General features: G+C 43.6%; 17 protein-coding genes. 9 read left to right on the top strand and 8 right to left on the bottom strand.

What is annotated here, in order from left to right:
- Nucleotides 1–166: 166 nt before the first annotated feature.
- The 5 genes from LZG72_RS08155 (at nucleotide 167) to LZG72_RS08135 (ending at nucleotide 4,953) form a co-directional block, all read left to right on the top strand.
- The gene (locus LZG72_RS08155; RefSeq protein WP_233870021.1) at nucleotides 167–853 is read left to right on the top strand and encodes a TVP38/TMEM64 family protein; all 687 of its coding nucleotides are present in this window, start codon (nucleotides 167–169) and stop codon (nucleotides 851–853) included.
- Between the two features lie 125 nt (nucleotides 854–978).
- Nucleotides 979–2,562, top strand: coding sequence for a sodium:solute symporter (locus LZG72_RS08150; protein ID WP_233870019.1), 1,584 nt, complete (start codon nucleotides 979–981; stop codon nucleotides 2,560–2,562).
- A gap of 52 nt (nucleotides 2,563–2,614) precedes the next feature.
- The gene (locus LZG72_RS08145; protein ID WP_233870016.1) at nucleotides 2,615–3,595 is read left to right on the top strand and encodes a dihydrodipicolinate synthase family protein; all 981 of its coding nucleotides are present in this window, start codon (nucleotides 2,615–2,617) and stop codon (nucleotides 3,593–3,595) included.
- Between the two features lie 8 nt (nucleotides 3,596–3,603).
- Nucleotides 3,604–3,927 carry an RNA polymerase sigma factor gene (locus LZG72_RS08140; RefSeq protein WP_233870013.1) on the top strand — a complete coding sequence of 108 codons (324 nt, stop codon included), beginning with the start codon at nucleotides 3,604–3,606 and terminating at the stop codon, nucleotides 3,925–3,927.
- A 150-nt stretch (nucleotides 3,928–4,077) separates the two neighbouring features.
- Nucleotides 4,078–4,953, top strand: coding sequence for an AraC family transcriptional regulator (locus LZG72_RS08135; protein WP_233870010.1), 876 nt, complete (start codon nucleotides 4,078–4,080; stop codon nucleotides 4,951–4,953).
- Here the strand turns inward: LZG72_RS08135 and LZG72_RS08130 are convergent, their stop codons facing one another.
- The 6 genes from LZG72_RS08130 to LZG72_RS08105 all read right to left on the bottom strand — a co-directional run bounded on the left by LZG72_RS08130 (nucleotide 4,954) and on the right by LZG72_RS08105 (nucleotide 9,628).
- Nucleotides 4,954–5,388 (bottom strand): DoxX family protein, encoded by a 435-nt coding sequence (locus tag LZG72_RS08130; protein WP_233870007.1) that lies wholly within the window; start codon nucleotides 5,386–5,388, stop codon nucleotides 4,954–4,956.
- 91 nt (nucleotides 5,389–5,479) lie between these two features.
- Nucleotides 5,480–6,775 (bottom strand): MFS transporter, encoded by a 1,296-nt coding sequence (locus LZG72_RS08125; protein ID WP_233870004.1) that lies wholly within the window; start codon nucleotides 6,773–6,775, stop codon nucleotides 5,480–5,482.
- Between the two features lie 24 nt (nucleotides 6,776–6,799).
- Entirely contained in the window at nucleotides 6,800–7,576 is a 777-nt protein-coding gene (locus tag LZG72_RS08120; protein ID WP_233870002.1) for an alpha/beta hydrolase, read from the bottom strand.
- A 10-nt stretch (nucleotides 7,577–7,586) separates the two neighbouring features.
- Nucleotides 7,587–7,853, bottom strand: a complete 267-nt coding sequence (locus LZG72_RS08115) for a type II toxin-antitoxin system RelE/ParE family toxin (protein ID WP_233869999.1) — start codon at nucleotides 7,851–7,853, stop codon at nucleotides 7,587–7,589.
- A gap of 255 nt (nucleotides 7,854–8,108) precedes the next feature.
- A protein-coding gene (gene prfB / locus LZG72_RS08110) for a peptide chain release factor 2 (RefSeq protein WP_233869996.1) occupies nucleotides 8,109–9,183 on the bottom strand; the annotation gives its coding sequence in 2 pieces (ribosomal slippage) (nucleotides 8,109–9,122 and nucleotides 9,124–9,183; 1,074 coding nt in all).
- A gap of 70 nt (nucleotides 9,184–9,253) precedes the next feature.
- Nucleotides 9,254–9,628, bottom strand: a complete 375-nt coding sequence (locus LZG72_RS08105; RefSeq protein ID WP_233869993.1) for a four helix bundle protein — start codon at nucleotides 9,626–9,628, stop codon at nucleotides 9,254–9,256.
- Nucleotides 9,629–9,838: 210 nt separating this feature from the next.
- Here LZG72_RS08105 and lpdA point away from each other — a divergent pair, with 210 nt between their 5' ends.
- The 3 genes from lpdA to LZG72_RS08090 all read left to right on the top strand — a co-directional run bounded on the left by lpdA (nucleotide 9,839) and on the right by LZG72_RS08090 (nucleotide 13,786).
- A complete protein-coding gene (gene lpdA / locus LZG72_RS08100; protein ID WP_233869990.1) occupies nucleotides 9,839–11,236 on the top strand; it encodes a dihydrolipoyl dehydrogenase in 1,398 nt (465 codons plus the stop codon).
- A gap of 145 nt (nucleotides 11,237–11,381) precedes the next feature.
- A complete protein-coding gene (locus tag LZG72_RS08095) occupies nucleotides 11,382–13,151 on the top strand; it encodes a response regulator (protein WP_233869987.1) in 1,770 nt (589 codons plus the stop codon).
- Nucleotides 13,152–13,186: 35 nt separating this feature from the next.
- Entirely contained in the window at nucleotides 13,187–13,786 is a 600-nt protein-coding gene (locus LZG72_RS08090; protein ID WP_233869985.1) for a DUF6036 family nucleotidyltransferase, read from the top strand.
- Between the two features lie 6 nt (nucleotides 13,787–13,792).
- Here the strand turns inward: LZG72_RS08090 and LZG72_RS08085 are convergent, their stop codons facing one another.
- Both LZG72_RS08085 and LZG72_RS08080 read right to left on the bottom strand, forming a co-directional pair.
- Complete coding sequence (locus tag LZG72_RS08085) at nucleotides 13,793–14,791, bottom strand: polysaccharide deacetylase family protein (protein WP_233869982.1); 999 nt, start codon at nucleotides 14,789–14,791, stop codon at nucleotides 13,793–13,795.
- 138 nt (nucleotides 14,792–14,929) lie between these two features.
- Nucleotides 14,930–16,693, bottom strand: a complete 1,764-nt coding sequence (locus tag LZG72_RS08080; protein ID WP_233869979.1) for a DUF4153 domain-containing protein — start codon at nucleotides 16,691–16,693, stop codon at nucleotides 14,930–14,932.
- 124 nt (nucleotides 16,694–16,817) lie between these two features.
- Here LZG72_RS08080 and LZG72_RS08075 point away from each other — a divergent pair, with 124 nt between their 5' ends.
- Nucleotides 16,818–17,798 (top strand): hypothetical protein, encoded by a 981-nt coding sequence (locus LZG72_RS08075; protein ID WP_233869976.1) that lies wholly within the window; start codon nucleotides 16,818–16,820, stop codon nucleotides 17,796–17,798.
- Nucleotides 17,799–17,803 lie beyond the last annotated feature (5 nt).

Below are 17,803 nucleotides of genomic sequence, written 5' to 3'. Positions count from 1 at the left end.
GCCACGGATACACGAATGACCACGAATTGATATTTAATATTCGTGCCCATTGGTGTATTCGTGGCAAGAAAAAATGTACAATAAAGGTAAGATAACAAAAAACCTTTTAGCCAATCAAGTGGTTATTCAGGTAGCGGAATGAAGATAGAGTATCAAATAGTTAGTCTTGGAAACTTCTACACCTAAAAAATTGTCCTTGCCAGTCGTTGTCAGCATTCTGATGACGGTTGTTCCGCTGGTAACCACGTCGATCCTTACTGCCTGGGCGATCAATAATGAAAAAGTACTTCGCGCTTTGCCGGTTGAATGGTGGCTCGGGATCACATTTATCCTAACACTGGCTTCCTCGGCTGCGTTGACGCCCCCAACATTTCTGGCACTGGTTTACGGATATTTTCTCAGCTGGTCCTCCATTCCGATGCTTTTCGGTTTAAATGTTGGAGCGATCGCTATCATTTATGTATCAGCACACTTCCTTCATGCAGAATCTGTACGAAGCTATCTGACACAGATTTATCCACAAGTTGGCTCATTGCTCCGGCGATTTTACCGGAATGAACTAAGGCTTATTTTCTTTGCCAAATTATCCCCTGTTTTGCCATTTGCAATCACAAATCTTTTCTTCGCCATGGCTGGCGCCAAGTTCAAAAAAGTACTGATCGGGGGGACGCTGGGCATGATACCACGTACAGTACTGGCAGTTTGGGCCGGGAAAGAAGCGCAGGATATACGCTACCTTCTGGAACATCCGAATGAAGGTTTAGCAACAAAAATCATCCTGATCGTCCTGATCATTATTTCCACCATCGGCATCGGCTATTTCTTTAAGGATAAAGATATAGTAGAATCATAAAGGCATTTCTTTCATTGGATCCGCTTCTTTGCTAATATCGTACAATAATACGATATGAAACAATAGAAAATCATAAGCTTCATCCTGTTTCTTTGTGGTAAAGTTATACTTATCTCAAAAGTAGAATGAAATCCTTACCTTTCATTGACCTCGTCATTGTGATAGCCTACCTGGTCGGGATGGTTGCGGTCGGTATTTACTTTTCAAGAAAAAACACCAGCGCGGATCAGTTTACAAAGGCATCGGGAAGTATTCCCGGCTGGGCGATCGGTATTTCCATTTACGCGACTTTTTTAAGCAGTAATACATTTCTCGGGGTTCCGGGAAAAGCATTTGGCAGCAATTGGAATTCATTTGTTTTTAGTCTTTCAATGCCTTTTGCAGCCTGGATCGCTACAAAATATTTCATTCCTTTTTATCGGAATTCCGGAGCTGTATCCGCGTATACGCACCTTGAACACCGGTTTGGGGCGTGGGCACGTACCTATGCCGTGATTTGCTTCTTACTGACGCAGCTAGCCAGAATGGGTTCCATTTTTTTCGGGATTGCATTAAGCTTGCAGGCTTTGACCGGCTATCCCATGTCAACGATCATGATTGTCGTCGGCATTTGCATTGTTCTTTACACCGTAATGGGTGGAATGGAAGCTGTAATCTGGACAGAAGTGGTTCAGGGAGTCATCAAGACCGTCGGGGCATTAGTGATATTGTATCTGGTTGTTGTGGGGGTAGACGGTGGCATGTCGAAGATTATCGAAGTTGGAAAAGTAGATGATAAATTCAGCCTGGGCACTTTTGCGCCTGACTTTACGCAGGCTTCGTTTTGGGTCGTGCTGTTTTACGGATTTTTTATGAACCTCAATAATTTTGGGATGGACCAGAATTATGTTCAGCGTTATCACACTACTTCGTCCATTAAAGAAGCTGCAAGTTCGGTTTGGCTTTGCGTGTATCTTTATTTACCCGTTTCGCTGATCTTTTTCTTGCTGGGCTCCTGTTTATATGCTTATTATCAGGGACATCCAGAATTGCTTCAAACCATTAAAATGCAGGTTGCGGCCGAGCGTTTGCCGGGCGGAACTTCTGCCGCCATTACCAATCTGGCATCGACACTTACCCCGGCCGACTATGGTGACAAAGTAATGCCGCATTTTATGGTTAACAAAGTTCCGGTTGGTTTGCTGGGACTAATCATCGCAGCGATCATGTCGGCGGCCATGAGTACCATTAGCTCGGGAATGAATGCGTCGGCTACTGTCTTTTCAGTCGACATTTATCAAAAATACATTAAGTCAAACCTTTCGCCGAAAGAGTCTTTGAGGCTTTTATACATCGCTACGACCGTTTTTGGATTACTAGGGATGGTCACCGGAATCGCGATGATCGGTGTAAAAAGTGTATTGGATGTTTGGTGGATGCTTTCCGGAATTTTTGCCGGGGGTATGCTGGGGCTGTTCCTTTTGGGGATTATTTCAAAAAACACAAAAAATACGGAGGCGCTCACTGCGACTATCATAGGTATTCTCGTGATTATCTGGATGACTTTTTCGTCGCAGCTGCCAGACGAATATGCCTCTCTGCGAAATCCGCTGCACCAGAATATGATTATGGTAGTAGGAACTCTCAGCATTTTCCTGATCGGATTAATATTGACCCGATTGAAAAAACAGGTTCCGGATCAGGAAGAAATGGTGCTCGACAAAGAGTAAGCATCGGAATACAAAAGTGCAACATTAACAATGCATTAAATAAGACCTGACTATGAAGTCCGTTAACGAATCGTCCGTTTCTTTACCCCAGGGATTCATTCCCGTGATGTTAACCCCTTTTTCTGATTCAGGAGAAGTGGATTATGAGGGATTGAAAGCATTGACAGACATGTACCTGGAAGCTGGCGCTGCCGGGCTTTTTGCCAACTGCCTGTCAAGCGAAATGTATGAACTAAGTGACGCCGAGCGGATCAGTGTGACGCAGACCGTGGTGAATCAAGTCGCCGGACGGGTGCCAGTGGTCGCAACCGGGACATTTGGCGGGCCCATCGAGGAACAGGCTGATTTTGTAAAACGTATATATCAAACCGGCGTTCAGGCAGTAATTGTGATCACAAGCCTGCTGGCGGATGAAAATGAATCCGATGACGTCTTTCTTGACCGGGCGAAAAAACTGATCGCTTTGACAGACGATATTCCGCTTGGATTTTACGAATGTCCGGTTCCGTATAAAAGGCTGGTTGACAGTAATCTGCTGGCTGCGCTCGTGAAGACGAAACGCATTGTTTACCATAAAGATACTTGTCTGGATCTTGACGAGGTAATTCGCCGGATTCAGGTGGGTGAAGGTTATCATTTCGGGCTTTATGATGCTTATATGGTTAATGCGACCGCATCGTTGCGCGCGGGAGCTGCGGGACTTTCCTGCATTCAGGGTAACATTTATCCCGAGCTGATCGTCTGGATCTGTAAGCATTACGATAATCCGGAAAAGGCGCAGGATGTAGCGAGGCTGCAAAAATTCTTTGTGGATTCAATGGAAATCGTGCATTTAGCTTATCCAACCATCGCCAAATATTGCCTCGGTAAACGCGGTTTCCCCATTTCACTTTATACAAGACGTGATGTCGGAGAATTAAGTCCAGACTTACAGGAACGGGCAGATCAACTTCTTGTGGAAGTCGACGAGTTGCAAAATGACCTGGGAATTGAGAGTGTTTTTAGGAAGTATTTGGTAGCACCTTTGAAATAATGACCATTATGGCCTTTCCAAATCAACAGATTCTTTATCGGGTAACGCAGGGAGACGAGGCTGCTTTCTCACAGCTTTGTTCCTATTTTCAAGATCCTGCATTCAAATTCTGCTCAGTGATATTAAAAGATGAAAAGGAAGCGGAGAACATTATACAGGATGTTTTTGCTAAAATCTGGAATGAAAGAGTTGAACTCAAACCAAACGATAATTTCCAGTCATATCTTTTTATAAATCTTAAAAACCAGATTTTCGGGCAAATGCAGAAATATTCAGACCCAGCGTCCCGCAAGCAATATCTGGACAAGATGAATGCACAAAGTCACAGCTAAGATCTTATTTAGCATTTTTACTTATATTTTATTAAGAGAAAATAGTATTTTATAAACTTTTTAAATAAAGTTAGATAGATACGGGTTGGTTTTTCTTTTTATCTATGAACTGACAGTCCGATCCTAAACCCTGTCGGGGACTCGTTAAAAATGAAACCGCATTTCCACAAAGTTCCGATCCCGTCGCGAACTTCATTTAGTATACGCCATGATAAAGATTCCGCTTTTGGAACAGTATGGCATTATCACCCAGAGCTCGAATTACATTACCTTGTAAAGGGAAAAGGCGTACGGTTTATCGGCGACAACATCAGTAATTTTTCGGATGGCGAACTGATCCTTCTCGGTGAAAATCTCCCACATACCTGGCGGGTGGAGGAGGGTGCCAGTAACACGTCCGTCGAGGTAATCATCATCCACTTTCTTCCGCATTGTCTGGGTAACGATTTGTTGCAATTGCCAGAGGCGTATCTGATCCCTAAACTGTACGAAAAAGCAAAACGGGGACTTATTATCGACGGGGAAGCGAGGGAGGAAATCATCAGGCTGATGCATTCAGCAGTAAATGCCCAAAATCTTGACAGGCTTATAGCTCTGCTTTCGATACTGAAAATCCTTGCCGAAACGTCGGAATACAAAACCATTGCTTCGGCACACGCATTCTACAAATCCAACGATGCGGAAACATTGAGGCTGAATAAAATCTATGAGTACACGCTGGCAAATTACCGCAATGATATCTCGTTGCAGGATGTCGCAAACATTGCAAACCTGGGGATTACTTCCTTTTGCAGGTATTTTAAATTAATGACAAAGAAAACCTACAACGACTTCCTGGTCGAAATTCGGATCAGTCAGGCATGTCGCTTTTTGATTGAAGATAAAATGGCGACGGAAGTAATTTGTTTTGAGTGCGGTTTTAATAATGTCTCTAATTTTTACCGGCATTTCAAAAAAGTGACCGATATGACGCCCATGGAGTACAAAAGGAGATATCTCTATAAAACCGCACCCGAACTGATCTGATTAGTGATCGTGATTTTTCATCCATTCATCCATCGACATCCGTCCAGACCCAATAATGGAGAACGTGACGACCAGGATCAGTGTAATGAATGAAATCCAGAGCTCGGAATTTAGATAAGAGAACCCCAGACGGAAATTCACAAAGAAAACCGCAGTGAGCAGAATTGGGATCTGAATGATGGAAACGATCCGGGTAAGGAGACCGAGCGCAATCATAAATCCACCAAAAATGTGTGCAAAAGCCACATAATGAACGGCCGTGACAGTGTAGAGATGGAAATCCAGTCCGGTAACCAGCCTGGATAGCTGCGTGGTGTCGCTGATAAAGCTGATGCCTTTCGCGAACAAAAATACTCCCAATGCGATACGAACGAAATCCATCCATGCCGGATGATGTGTATCGCCCCAATGCTCGACTCGATCCATCATGTTCATAACTCTCAAATGGTTTGGTTTCCAGAAAGTTATAAAAGTAAATGGACTATGTCAAGAGAGAATTAATCTTTTCTAAGAAAACCAGTCCGGGCTAATCATTTTCAATCAGGGAGTTATGCTTGGTATCTTTCATATTGAGATAAATAATGAGGGATATGAAGATACAAAGGGTCACGTACCAGTAATAATAACTCTCATGACCAAGGTTTTTGGCCCAAAGAGCGAAGTATTCGGCAGTACCTCCAAAAATGGCAACGGTGAGGGAATACGGTAATCCGACTCCTAATGCACGTACTTCAACCGGGAACAACTCGGCCTTTACAACTGCATTAATGGAAGTATACCCGCTGACAATAATTAACGCAGCCATGAGCAGCCCAAATGCCTGCCACATGCCGGTAGTATGTGCGAGCGTACTCAGTAATGGATAAGTGAAAATCGTACCCAGTACACCGAAAGAAATCAACAAAGGCCTGCGACCCACTTTGTCACTGATTGCGCCGAAAACAGGTTGTAGCAATGCAAAAATCAATAGCGAACAAAATGTCAGAATGGTAGATTGGTATTTAGTTAATCCTACTGTGTTGACCAGGAACTTTTGCATGTACGTTGTGTATGTATAAAACGCCAGAGTTCCGCCGAGTGTAAGCCCGATTACGACGAGGATCGCCCGGGGATGTTTGAGCAATTCGGTGAGAGAGCCTTCTTTTCTTTCGGTTACGTTTTTTGTTTTAAATGCCTGCGTTTCGGTTAAATTGGCGCGAAGGTACAATGCGATCAACGAAAGAAACGCCCCCAAAATAAATGGAATCCGCCAGCCCCAATCATGCATTTGCTTATCAGTCAGAAAGATATTTTGCAAGATTAGCTGCAAACCAAGTGCGATTAACTGGCCACCGATGAGCGTAACATATTGAAAGCTGGAAAAAAAGCCGCGCCTTTTCTCCGTCGCTACTTCACTCAGATAAGTCGCCGAAGTTCCATATTCACCGCCAACACTTAGTCCCTGCAACAGTCGCGCGACGAGAAGAAGTACGGGTGCAGCAATGCCAATGCTATTATAGCCAGGCAGAAATGCGATCAGCAGTGAGCCGAAAGACATGAGGAGCACCGATAATGTCATTGCCACTTTCCGTCCACGGGTATCAGCGAGTTTTCCAAAAACATATCCGCCAATCGGCCGCATCAGAAAACCTACGGCGAAAATGCCGGCTGTATTGATCAGTTGAACGGTAGGGTTTGAATCAGGAAAAAATGTGTTGGCAAAATACAGGGAAAATGCGGAATAGGCGTACCAATCATACCATTCAACGAGGTTTCCGGCGGAGCCTCCGATAATTGCTTTGAGTCTCCAGCTTGTATCATCTTTGGGTAAAACCTGCTCCATACATCGAAAATGGTGTCTGACAAGTTACTCAAATAATGAAGAAATCCATGCACCGGCCTGTGCAACTAATTGCGTATGACCACTTTTTAAAATTATGTTTTGGTTTTCAGGTAATAGGTCGGCTAATGGCTTGACAGATTTGGATGTCAGGAGTTTGTCAAACTTGCCGGTAATGAGGTATATGCGAACGTTATGAGATTTTACCTGGCTGTGGATGGACTTCATATCAAATCGTAATTGCCTGAATGCGAGCCAGGATTTGTAAACGGTCTGTCGTTTTTCGGGAGTGTTTAATACATGTTTCGTAAATCTTACTAAGCTTGTATTAAGTAATCCAATGCTGTTGAATGCATCAGCTGCTTTGAAAAATATTTCTGGACGTTCCATACTCCATTTAAATAACTGACGTCCGGGATGAAAACGACAAGCAATGGAATAGACCGGATGCTCCGAAATGCCATCGGGCGCGATCAGAAACAGATTTTCAATTTTTTCGGCAAAAGCTTCAAGCGTAGCCAGTGCAAACCGGCCGCCCATACTGAAACCGGCGATATCAAAACGGGAAATGGAGTTTTGATCTATGAAATTCTGGATGATTTCTTTCCAGAAGCTTTTGGTAATCAGGTCGAGATCAGCGTTTTTGTCTTTCCCATGAAAGAAAAGGTCGAATGCGTAAATGGTGTAGTGTTCGCCCAATGTTTCTGCAAACGGCAAAAAGCAACTTTCACCATTTTGTCCGACTCCGTGAAATGCGAGGAGGATGTTCGGGCCGCGGCCGAGCTTGTGGTAGTGGAGGCTCATAACAGAAGAATTACTCATATGCTTCCCGGCGGTGCTTTACGCCGGAAATCTCCACAATTCTGATGCTGTCTTCTATAAGATAAAGGACCCGGTAATTTCCGATTCTGATTCGATACGTGTTTTTGGAGGCAATCAGTTTTTTACAACCTGATGGTCGGTGAGTAATTGATAGTGAGCTGATGGCAGAGACTACCCGTTGCGCATCAGCTTTTTGGAGATCACGAATCTCTTTTTGAGCAGAATTTGTAATGACGATTTTATAACTATCATTTATCAAGGTTGCCTTCTAACTTTAATTGTGCGACAAAATCTTCGAATGGAATAGTTTCTTCGTTTCGTCTTTCTTCTACAATCAAAGCGTCTAGTAGGTCCTCAACGATTTGTCCGTGTTCTTTCAGACTTATGATCAAGTCCGTCTTTTGACCTTTGTCATTTGTGATGTACCGAATACCAGTCATACATAAATTTTACGGTAAGTTACAAAAAATAGAAAAACCCCCAGCTCTTACGGCCGGAGGTTTTCAATATTCATTTACGATTCCATCAAATAAGCTTTAATAAAATCATTAATCTCACCGTTCAAAACCGCATCCGTATTAGAAGTCTGGTGATCTGTCCGGTGATCTTTCACGCGACGGTCATCGAGAACGTAGCTGCGGATCTGCGAGCCCCATTCGATTTTACGTTTGGAAGCTTCCACTTCTGCGCGGGCTGAATTCCGTTTTTCGAGCTCGATCTGATAAAGCCGCGATTTCAAAAGACGGATCGCCACTTCTTTGTTCATTAACTGAGAACGTTCCTGTTGGCAGGCAATGATAATGCCGGAAGGTTTGTGATGTAGACGAACCGCAGTCTCGACCTTGTTTACATTCTGTCCACCAGCTCCGCCAGAACGGTACGTATCCCAGGTAATGTCCGCCAGGTTTACGTCGATTTCAATGTTATCATCCGCCAGCGGGTACACATAAACCGAAGTAAATGAAGTATGCCGCCTCGCATTTGAATCAAATGGCGAAATGCGGACGAGCCGGTGCACGCCATTTTCAGATTTCAGGTTTCCATAAGCATATTCGCCGTCGATTTCTAATGTTACCGATTTTACACCGGCGACATCACCATCCTGCAAATCTACCTCACGAACTTTGTAGCCGTTTTTCTCCGCCCACATAATGTACATCCGCATCAGCATAGATGCCCAATCCTGAGATTCGGTACCGCCTGCGCCTGCATTGATCTCGATCACGGCCGGCAGCTCGTCACCTTCTTCTCCCATCATTTTCCGGAATTCAATTTCATCCAGTTTGTCTGAGAGCTTTTTACCTTCTTCGTCTACCTCTTCTTCGGTAGCTTCTTTGGCCTCATAAAATTCCCAGATCGTATCCAGATCATCCCTCAACCGGGACAATTCCTCATACCCATTGGTCCAGAATTTCAATCCGCGGATTTCCCGCATTGTTTTTTCGGCACGTTCTGAATCTCCCCAGAACTCCGGTTGAACAGTCTGCTGTTCAAGATCTTCTAGCTGTTTTTTTCGGTTACCGTAGTCAAAGATACCTCCCCAAAGCCTCTACACGGGCCTTCAAGTCTTTCAATTGCTCTGCTGTCATAGCGATTTGAATGAAATTGTGAATGTTTATTTAAATGGTCATTAATTGTCATTGGTAGTCATTTATTGTTTTAATGACTGCGTGATGACGTGCTTGTTTTGCCTATCGTCTTAATATAATTGTTAAGCTTTAAGGCAAGCGTTTCACAAAGATTAATTAAATACTTGAAATTATCTGGATCTACAAGGTTCCGACTCTTTGCTTTCGTTAGCCAGGTTTTGGTTTCGTATAGAGAACCTCTGGAATAAAAGCAAAAGTTCAAATTTTCTTTGAAGTGATATCTGCCAAAACCCTCCGCAATATTTGCCGCAATGGAATCTACTGCACGCACTAGCTGCTTTCCGACAGTATCCTTACTGAATAAGCTCCATTCCTGCACCACATTCCAGATCCTGTCTGATAACTCCATACTTAGCTGATAAATTTGTAAGTCTTCCAATTTCATAGGTTATTGAAGTTTCTGTTTTAGACGTAAATACTTCCAGAAGTAACAACCAGCCACTAGATTTCTCTACCCGCCTAAGCAATAAATGACCACAATTGACAATGATTGACTATAAATGACTAATCACCAAGATGCCCATTCCCAACCATAATTTATTACCTTTGCAGCAAAGTTTTTTCAACCCATTTTGTAAAATAAAAATACCAGAAAATGGCTCAAACATATGATGTGATTGTAATTGGTAGCGGCCCCGGGGGTTATCCCGCAGCTATTCGTGCTTCCCAATTAGGACTTAAAGTTGCTATTGTTGAAAAAGAAAGTTTAGGTGGAATTTGCCTTAACTGGGGTTGCATTCCCACCAAGGCCCTATTGAAAAGTGCACAGGTTTTTGAATACATTAAGCACGCAAAAGATTACGGTATCAATGTAGGAGAATCATCGGCGGATTTTGCCGGCGTGATCAAACGCAGCCGCGGCGTCGCTGATACCATGAGTAAAGGAGTTTCCTTTTTGATGAAAAAGAATAAAATCGACGTCATCATGGGGACCGGAAAAGTGAAAGGCCAGAAGACGGTTGAGGTGACAGATAAGGATGGTAAAAAAGCTGATTATACTGCTACAAAAGGAGTTATCATCGCTACCGGCGCCCGTGCCCGCGAGTTGCCGAATATTAAAATTGATGGTCAGAAGGTAATCGAATACCGGAAGGCTATGAGCCTCGAAACGCAACCAGGTTCACTTTTAGTTGTCGGCTCAGGTGCGATCGGAATGGAATTCGCGTATGTATATGCTTCAATGGGTACCAAGGTAACCGTTGTTGAATTCCTTCCAAATCTTGTTCCGGTTGAGGACGAGGACATTTCGAAAGAAATCGCGAAACAGTACAAAAAGATCGGTATTGAAACTTACGTGAACTCAACCGTTGAAAAAGTCGACATCGCGGGAAAAGGTTGTGTTGTTTCTGTAAAAACACCAGACGGACAAAAGACTTTTGAAGTAGACGTCGTGCTTTCGGCTGCCGGAATCGTTGCGAATCTTGAAAACATCGGTCTGGAAGAAACAGGCATTAAAACAGATAAAGGTAAGATCACTGTAAACGAATGGTACGAAACCAGCGTTCCGGGTTTTTACGCAATCGGTGACTGTACTCCTGGCCCTGCATTGGCGCACGTTGCTACTGCTGAGGCGATTATCTGTGTTGAAAAAATCGCAGGCCACAAAACGGAGCCGCTCGATTACGGCAACATCCCGGGATGTACATTCTGCCAGCCCGAAATCGCGTCAGTAGGTTACACGGAGAAAAAAGCAAAAGAAGCTGGTTACGATATCAAAGTGGGCAAGTTTCCTTTTAAAGCATCAGGTAAAGCGGTTGGTGCCGGTGTTACCGATGGTTTTGTAAAAGTAATTTTCGACGCAAAATACGGTGAGTTCCTTGGTGCGCACATGATCGGTGCCAATGTTACCGAAATGATTGCTGAGGTGGTTGTAGCCCGTCAACTGGAAACAACGTCACACGAAATACTTCGCTCTATCCACCCTCACCCAACGATGTCAGAAGCATTGAAAGGTGCAACAGAGGCCGCTTATGGCGAGGCTATCGATTTATAACCTGTCGAGATAGTTTTACAAAAAATAGGGTATTCAAATTGTTGGATACCCTATTTTTTTGTGCTTTTATGTAAATTTGAACTATGTAAACCAGAGGTTATATATCCTGGATGTTCTTCTTTACCAGCGTTTAAAACTTAGTTACTTGAATAATGCCAACTATACAGGTGATTTTAATGAATTGTGGGAAAAAGAAAGTGAGATAAAATACCGTTGGAGTAACCTCACTTTTTGCTTTGCATACCTCATTGGTTATCCAGCAACCGCTTTCCTCTACTTTCTGAGAAAGGATCCTGCTTTTTCACTGGTATTTAAAGCCGAGCTTTTTTTCAGTGCGCTCGTCGTGATTGTGCTGGGTCTTCATTTTCGCGGGTACATTACTGCCAAAAAAGCTTCATTTTTAGTTTATATGGCCCTGCTGCCTGTCCATGCCTATATTCTAGCCAACGTTCCACATCCTTCCTACGATCGCGCGACATTTAACATGACTCTTGGGCTGATCTTCTCATTTATCATGCTCAAATGGCCCGGGCGGGACGCTTTCATCACAACACTCTTGGTTTTTCTTCTTTTTCCGTCCGCACTGTATATCGGTCATCCGGCATACTTCTATCAATTTATGGGGCAGGGTGGCCTGTTTTTTTTTCTTGGACAGCTGTTGTTCCCCTTTATAATGTACTTTACTGAGAAGAGGAACAAGCGGGAATTCTATTATCGGTATTCGTTAACGGAGCAAAATGAGAAGCTGGAAAAACAGAAAGAAATCGCTGAAAATGCAACTTTAGCCAAATCGGAGTTCTTGTCCACAATGAGCCACGAGATCCGTACACCATTAAACGGAATTGTTGGAATCGTGCATTTATTGGAGGAAAACAAAGCTCGCGATGAAGACGAAAAGGAACTGATAGAAACGTTAAAATTTTCATCGACACACCTGATGGCTGTGGTGAACGATATTCTGGATTTTAATAAAATCAATTCCAATCATGTGAAACTGCATGCTGCTCATTTCGATCCGGAAGAACTTTTCAAAAATCTTTATAACAGTTTCCAGCTCAAAGCCCGGGAAAGGAACCTCGAACTTGTATTGGAGACCTCGCAAGCACTTCCACAACTCTACGCGGATCAGATCAGGCTCAGTCAGATAATCACCAATCTGGTCCATAACGCCATTAAATTCACCGATAAAGGTTTTGTCAAATTTTCGGTAAATGAATTGAGCAGGACAGATAAGTTTATCAAGTTAGAATTCGCTGTTTCCGACAGTGGAATCGGTATTTCCGATGACCAGCAATCCCATGTTTTTGAAATTTTCACACAAGTCAAAAGTCTGGTGAAACGTCAGGATGGCGGTACCGGCCTTGGGCTGGCCATTTCCAGGGAACTGGTGCGGTTGTTTGGAGGGGAATTGAAACTAAAAAGCGAGGTTGGAAAAGGATCTGTATTTTCATTTCAAATCGACCTGCCTTATTCAAATAGACCGGTTGTTGCCCAAAAACCGGTTGAGCGGACTTCAGACCCAACATTTGGCCCGAAAGCAAGGATACTGCTCGTGGACGATAATGCGACCAATCTGATGCTGGCTACCAGACTTCTTGAACGAAGAAACATCCCATTTGATCTTGCCTCTGATGGAAAGCAAGCGGTTGAAATGTACTTTTCGACTCGTTACGACCTGATTTTTATGGATCTGAGAATGCCGGTTATGGATGGTTTCGAAGCCACGAAACGTATTCGCGAGCGCGATCAGACTATTCCAATTGTAGCATTAACAGCCTCCGCATTTGAAGACGAACGTGAGCGGGCACTGGCAAACGGATTCAGCGATTACCTCGTAAAACCGTTCTTACCCGATGATTTTTATAAAATCGTATATGCTCAGATTGAGGTCGATGGCGGATTTGATTTCAAGTAATTTGCCTATTTTTATAAAGTCCATTCTGCAATATCATGTCAGGCAGCGAATTACAGGAACGTTATGCTGAAAATATCGAAGCTCTTGTCCGACTTAATAATCTGGCCGGTAAATTGTATCGATCCAACCCGCTCAATAAAAAAAAGGTTTTTATGGATATAAGCAGCGATGACGTACTGAACCTTTTGAAAAGTTTAAATAAATATGGTGTAAAATATTTATTGGTTGGTGGAATGGCCGGTGTGGTTCATGGACATATCAGAACGACTCAGGATATGGATTTATGGATAAAAAAAGATCCGGATAACGCCATTGCATTCGTCCGCGCGTTAAACGAAAATGATGTTCCCGGCGCAGATTTGCTGCGTGATATGCCATTGATTTTTGGCTGGACATCCGTCAGATTTGGTCTGTCGGGATTCGAACTGGACCTGGGGCATTCTTTGAAAGCATTTCAGGAAAGTGATTTTGATTCCTGTTATGAGAGAGCATTAATTGCTGATTTTGAAGGAGTTTCGTTTTCTGTTATTCATTTAAGGGATTTAATAATAGAAAAAAAAGCAACAGCCAGAGCAAAAGATCTGGCTGATGTTGAAGAACTGCAAAGCATTTGGGAAAGTCAGCAATCGCATTAAGTAACCTTACTTTACCTTCTGTCTTCGCTGCATTGCTTCCCGCCAGGTTGTCAGCACAATTCCTTCTTTTTCAATATACTTTTTCAATTCAGGATCGATCATGGCTAGAAAGTCACCTTCGCGGGTTGGCCAGGAATCGGTGATCTTCGGAAAAATCTCGGTATGGATCGTGCAATGCATAATGACCATCGTCAAGCCGGGTTTTAGCTTGCCTAATGCCTCGATGTACTTGGCGGTTTTGTATTTCTGCAAAGCTTTTTCAGATTTATCGCCATTTTCAGGACCTTTCCAGCCGTAGCTGCTATTTTCGAGGTCATCCAATACAGGTAGCCCGGACTCCCAAAGCTGCTTCCCGACTTTTTGAGTCATTTCAAATCGGTCTGCGATCATCTTTTCCTCAGCCTTGATGGCAGTGTTATGCCCGCCGGGAAACATCACCGGGATTTTTTCCTGCATTCCTACTTTCAGATATCTTTCCAAAAATTCGGGCGTCGCGAATAACGTACCCATATGCGAGTCCAGGTGGGTGGGCTCAAAACCCATTGTTCTGGCCCGGTCCAGCTGTGCCCGGATTTCCGTTTCAACTTCATCCGGCGACGCATTTTTAACTACATCCGCCACGCCGCGCCACATTGCTCCCTGACTGTCGGTTAACCCTTTTACATTCGTTTTTCCGGCCAATGGTCCCCAGCGATAATCTTTCCACTCCGAGGTCATCGTCAAATGCAGACCGGCGTCAATGTCTTTATTTTCTTTCCAATAATTTACAAAACCGGGTACCCAGCCACATGGCATCATGACGCTGAGGGAATTGGCAACACCTTCGCGGATCGCTTTAATGGCACCCTGATTCGATTCGTATGACATTCCTACATCATCCACATGGATGATGAGAACCTTTTTCCCTTTCGGGTAGCCAAGTTTTTCAGCATAGGTCTGTTGTGCAGCTTGTGAAAAAGCGATGCCGGGAATTAAAATCAGCAACCCTAAAAGTGCTTTTTTCATAGAATCATTTGGTTATGTTTGTCTCGAAACTTCTCTAGTATTCTATACATCATATGAAGGAATTAGTACTAGCTGTTATACGGGTTTTCTGCGCGACCTGCTCATTCGGCCAAAAACATACCATTGACGGATAGTCTTCTATCTGTACATCATGATAGCTTCCCCGCTGTAAAATTCCCCGCTGTGGTTTAGGTATTGGAAAAGGATCACAATATGATCCGAATCGGTTTTGAGAGTCACCGTCAGTGATTTGACTGGGACCCGATCTGAAAACGAACCGTAATCATCTCTCAGCCGGGCAGTTGTTTTAGACAAGTCCCAGGTTACCAGTTTTTTATTGTTTTTATGAATATGAATAAAACGGCCATTTGCCTGGGTGGTAACTTTGTATTTTTCGGTTGTAAATTCAGTACCATTGACCAGGTTAAAAAATCGCATTTGAGTAAGACTGTCGATTTCTATCGAGCGGTTGAAATCGCCTAAACCTTTCGAAGAAAAATTCACATAGTTTTCATTCGAAAACCTCGATTTTCCATTGGAGGTAATATGCTTGGCCAGTACTTCCTCCATGTTTACGTAATGCTGGTAGGTTGTACCCAGTTTCGGTTTTAGCTTGACGAAATAGGGTTCCAGTCCGTATATTTCCCTGGTTCTGTGAAACTGGATGATGGATGTCAGGCGATTATAATCATCATTGGAAATTGTCGCTTTCCCCGCAATCTGATTCTTTTTATCAAGCAATTTGTTGTTTGCCAGAATCTCCTGAAACTGCCTTAACTGGCTTTTCCGGCTTACCGCAAAAATATTCCACGGTCCGATTACCAGCACGATCGACAAGGCCGACAGCGAGAGCGGTATCCACCTGATATCGGCACGTTTATGGAGTAAAAAATAAAGGGTAGTGCCCGCCAGCCAGAATGCAAGAACCGCTATAATGATGCGATTTTCGGTCATCCCATAATCGTGTATCCTGCGGAAAATACCGATGAAAAGCAGGAAAATGAGCGGCAGCAAAGCGATATAAAATCTCCGGCTGAACAGTCTGACCCATTTTTCTTTGGCATTTTCCCGGAGCGGATGTAACAGGAGCAACGCTAGTATCCCTGCAATGGAAAAAGCCATCACCAGATAAGCCACTCCGCCATCGGGCAGTTTCCATTCAAAAATAATCTTGATGGTATAGGCATACAAAATGACCATATACACCACTTCGAGCGGCAGCAGCACATACTGGGTGAATATCTTAAGACCGGACGGATAACTATCCTCATTTTCAAGAGAATCCAGGTTTTCTGGGATTTTGCTTAAAAAGAAAATGGTATGGAAAAACACAGAAATTACGATAAACAAATCCTGCTGGGCCTTGAAAAGATAGGTGACATTAAACAGGAACTTAATAGTCTCGACTGCGATAATAAGTCCGATAAACAAGGTTATCGAATAAAGCGACGCATTCAAAAATTGTAGAAAAAGAGTCTTATTGTATTGCCAGAACCCATTCGTGTTTGCAGAAGCAAGAAACGGAGCATAAGCTACAATCAGGTGAGCGCCGACCATGAACAACCCAAATACATAGGTATCCGCCAGATTCGGATCTTCCCCGATCGAGAAGTAATATGCAATTAAAATCAGGATGACTGAAATATTCAACCCGAGGTTAATGGCCGGTTTCCATTGCTTTCTTTCCGACAAAAGTTGAATTGCCAATGTCAGCGGAACTGCAAGGAAAACCACAAATGAAAGCCTGACCATGAGTTGCTGTTCATGCAAGTCTCCAGTCGTTTCTGCTAACCTTAACAGCACCGCAGTTTTACAGATGGCTGCGGCCGCTACCCATTTAAATCTGGAAATTGTTTTGAAGAAATCGTCGGATATTGTTTGGAGAGAAGCTAGTTTGATCATGATATAATGGATATCGTGCCCGTAAATCAACGAAGTTTTGCCCGGAATTTTGCAATTGCTGATTATACAATAGGCTTTGGATTTTGGCGTTATTTGCCAAATTAACGGACCCCAAATTTTTTGAATGGCAAATCTCCGCAACCTGCTCATCCTGCAATTCTCATTCATTTTTGTTCCGGCGTCGGCCCAGCATTTTGGATTAAGCCGCCTTTTTTACCCAAATCTCACCCTGAAAGCCGACTATTCGGTGCCATCTTCGCTGAATGGAACGCAGGATTACGGAGTTTCTCGAACCGGCTTTTTCGGGATCATCCCAATCCAAAGTGAAGTGCAGTTGGGATATAGCCTGCGAAAAAAGCTCGATCTGCGCGCGGTGCATACCGTTGCGCTCGCTCAGTACACACAAATTCAACCTACGATTGACGACAAGAATATTCCTGAGAATGGCTACAAAACGCTTTCACTGGGCATACTCAGGCTGCAGGCGAGTATTAAAGACCGGCTTTGGGTATATGGTGGCGGTTTGGGAATAACCGAAACAAATGAGACGTTTTTCAGTCCGCAACCCTTTTTCTGGGGAGGTGCGGCACGAATGCACATTCTGGGCTTGCGAACACAGATCATGTATGGTTCGGTGTTGGCATATAATCAAAAGCTGCGGTTTGTACCTGTATTCGGGATTAATAAAGGTTTGGGAAGACATTGGCGGGCATCTGCGCTGTTACCTTTTGTGGCGAATGTAAATTACAAAGCGACCAAATGGTTTAATGTAGATATGCTGGCCGGATTGAATGGATACAGTGGTGGTTTTCAGGTTCAGACGCCTGAAGAAAAGATACTTCGCAGAGAGAATTACAGGAATATTAAAGTGGGTGTTTCGGCGAATGCCCATTTATTCACCGCCATTAATGTTTCGCTCGAAGCCGGTGTAACCACTTTTCGGCAATTGCGCACATTCAACAGCGCGCGGCAAAACCTGACTTCCTACACACCCGCGACTACTCCATACATCGGTGCGAGCGTACGTTACATTACGAGCAGATCGAAGCTGTCTTCGAAATTTACCAGGAAAATGGGGCTAGGAGAGGCTGGGATAAATTGGTAAAAGCA

It is taken from the genome of Dyadobacter sp. CY323, from assembly GCF_021390245.1.
In the GTDB taxonomy this organism is placed as follows: Bacteria; Bacteroidota; Bacteroidia; order Cytophagales; family Spirosomataceae; genus Dyadobacter.
Note: the sequence above shows the minus strand (reverse complement) of the source record. Positions and strands in the feature narration are given on the sequence as shown.

Bases quoted from the DNA above. Each gene is read 5' to 3' on its own strand.
- LZG72_RS08080 (WP_233869979.1), bottom strand. From the start codon at position 16,693: ATGATCAAACTAGCTTCTCTCCAAACAATATCCGACGATTTCTTCAAA.
- LZG72_RS08105 (WP_233869993.1), bottom strand. From the start codon at position 9,628: ATGAAATTGGAAGACTTACAAATTTATCAGCTAAGTATGGAGTTATCA.
- LZG72_RS08075 (WP_233869976.1), top strand. From the start codon at position 16,818: ATGGCAAATCTCCGCAACCTGCTCATCCTGCAATTCTCATTCATTTTT.
- LZG72_RS08125 (WP_233870004.1), bottom strand. From the start codon at position 6,775: ATGGAGCAGGTTTTACCCAAAGATGATACAAGCTGGAGACTCAAAGCA.
- LZG72_RS08130 (WP_233870007.1), bottom strand. From the start codon at position 5,388: ATGAACATGATGGATCGAGTCGAGCATTGGGGCGATACACATCATCCG.
- LZG72_RS08120 (WP_233870002.1), bottom strand. From the start codon at position 7,576: ATGAGCCTCCACTACCACAAGCTCGGCCGCGGCCCGAACATCCTCCTC.
- LZG72_RS08090 (WP_233869985.1), top strand. From the start codon at position 13,187: ATGTCAGGCAGCGAATTACAGGAACGTTATGCTGAAAATATCGAAGCT.
- LZG72_RS08145 (WP_233870016.1), top strand. From the start codon at position 2,615: ATGAAGTCCGTTAACGAATCGTCCGTTTCTTTACCCCAGGGATTCATT.
- LZG72_RS08150 (WP_233870019.1), top strand. From the start codon at position 979: ATGAAATCCTTACCTTTCATTGACCTCGTCATTGTGATAGCCTACCTG.
- LZG72_RS08135 (WP_233870010.1), top strand. From the start codon at position 4,078: ATGAAACCGCATTTCCACAAAGTTCCGATCCCGTCGCGAACTTCATTT.
- lpdA (WP_233869990.1), top strand. From the start codon at position 9,839: ATGGCTCAAACATATGATGTGATTGTAATTGGTAGCGGCCCCGGGGGT.
- LZG72_RS08085 (WP_233869982.1), bottom strand. From the start codon at position 14,791: ATGAAAAAAGCACTTTTAGGGTTGCTGATTTTAATTCCCGGCATCGCT.
- LZG72_RS08140 (WP_233870013.1), top strand. From the start codon at position 3,604: ATGGCCTTTCCAAATCAACAGATTCTTTATCGGGTAACGCAGGGAGAC.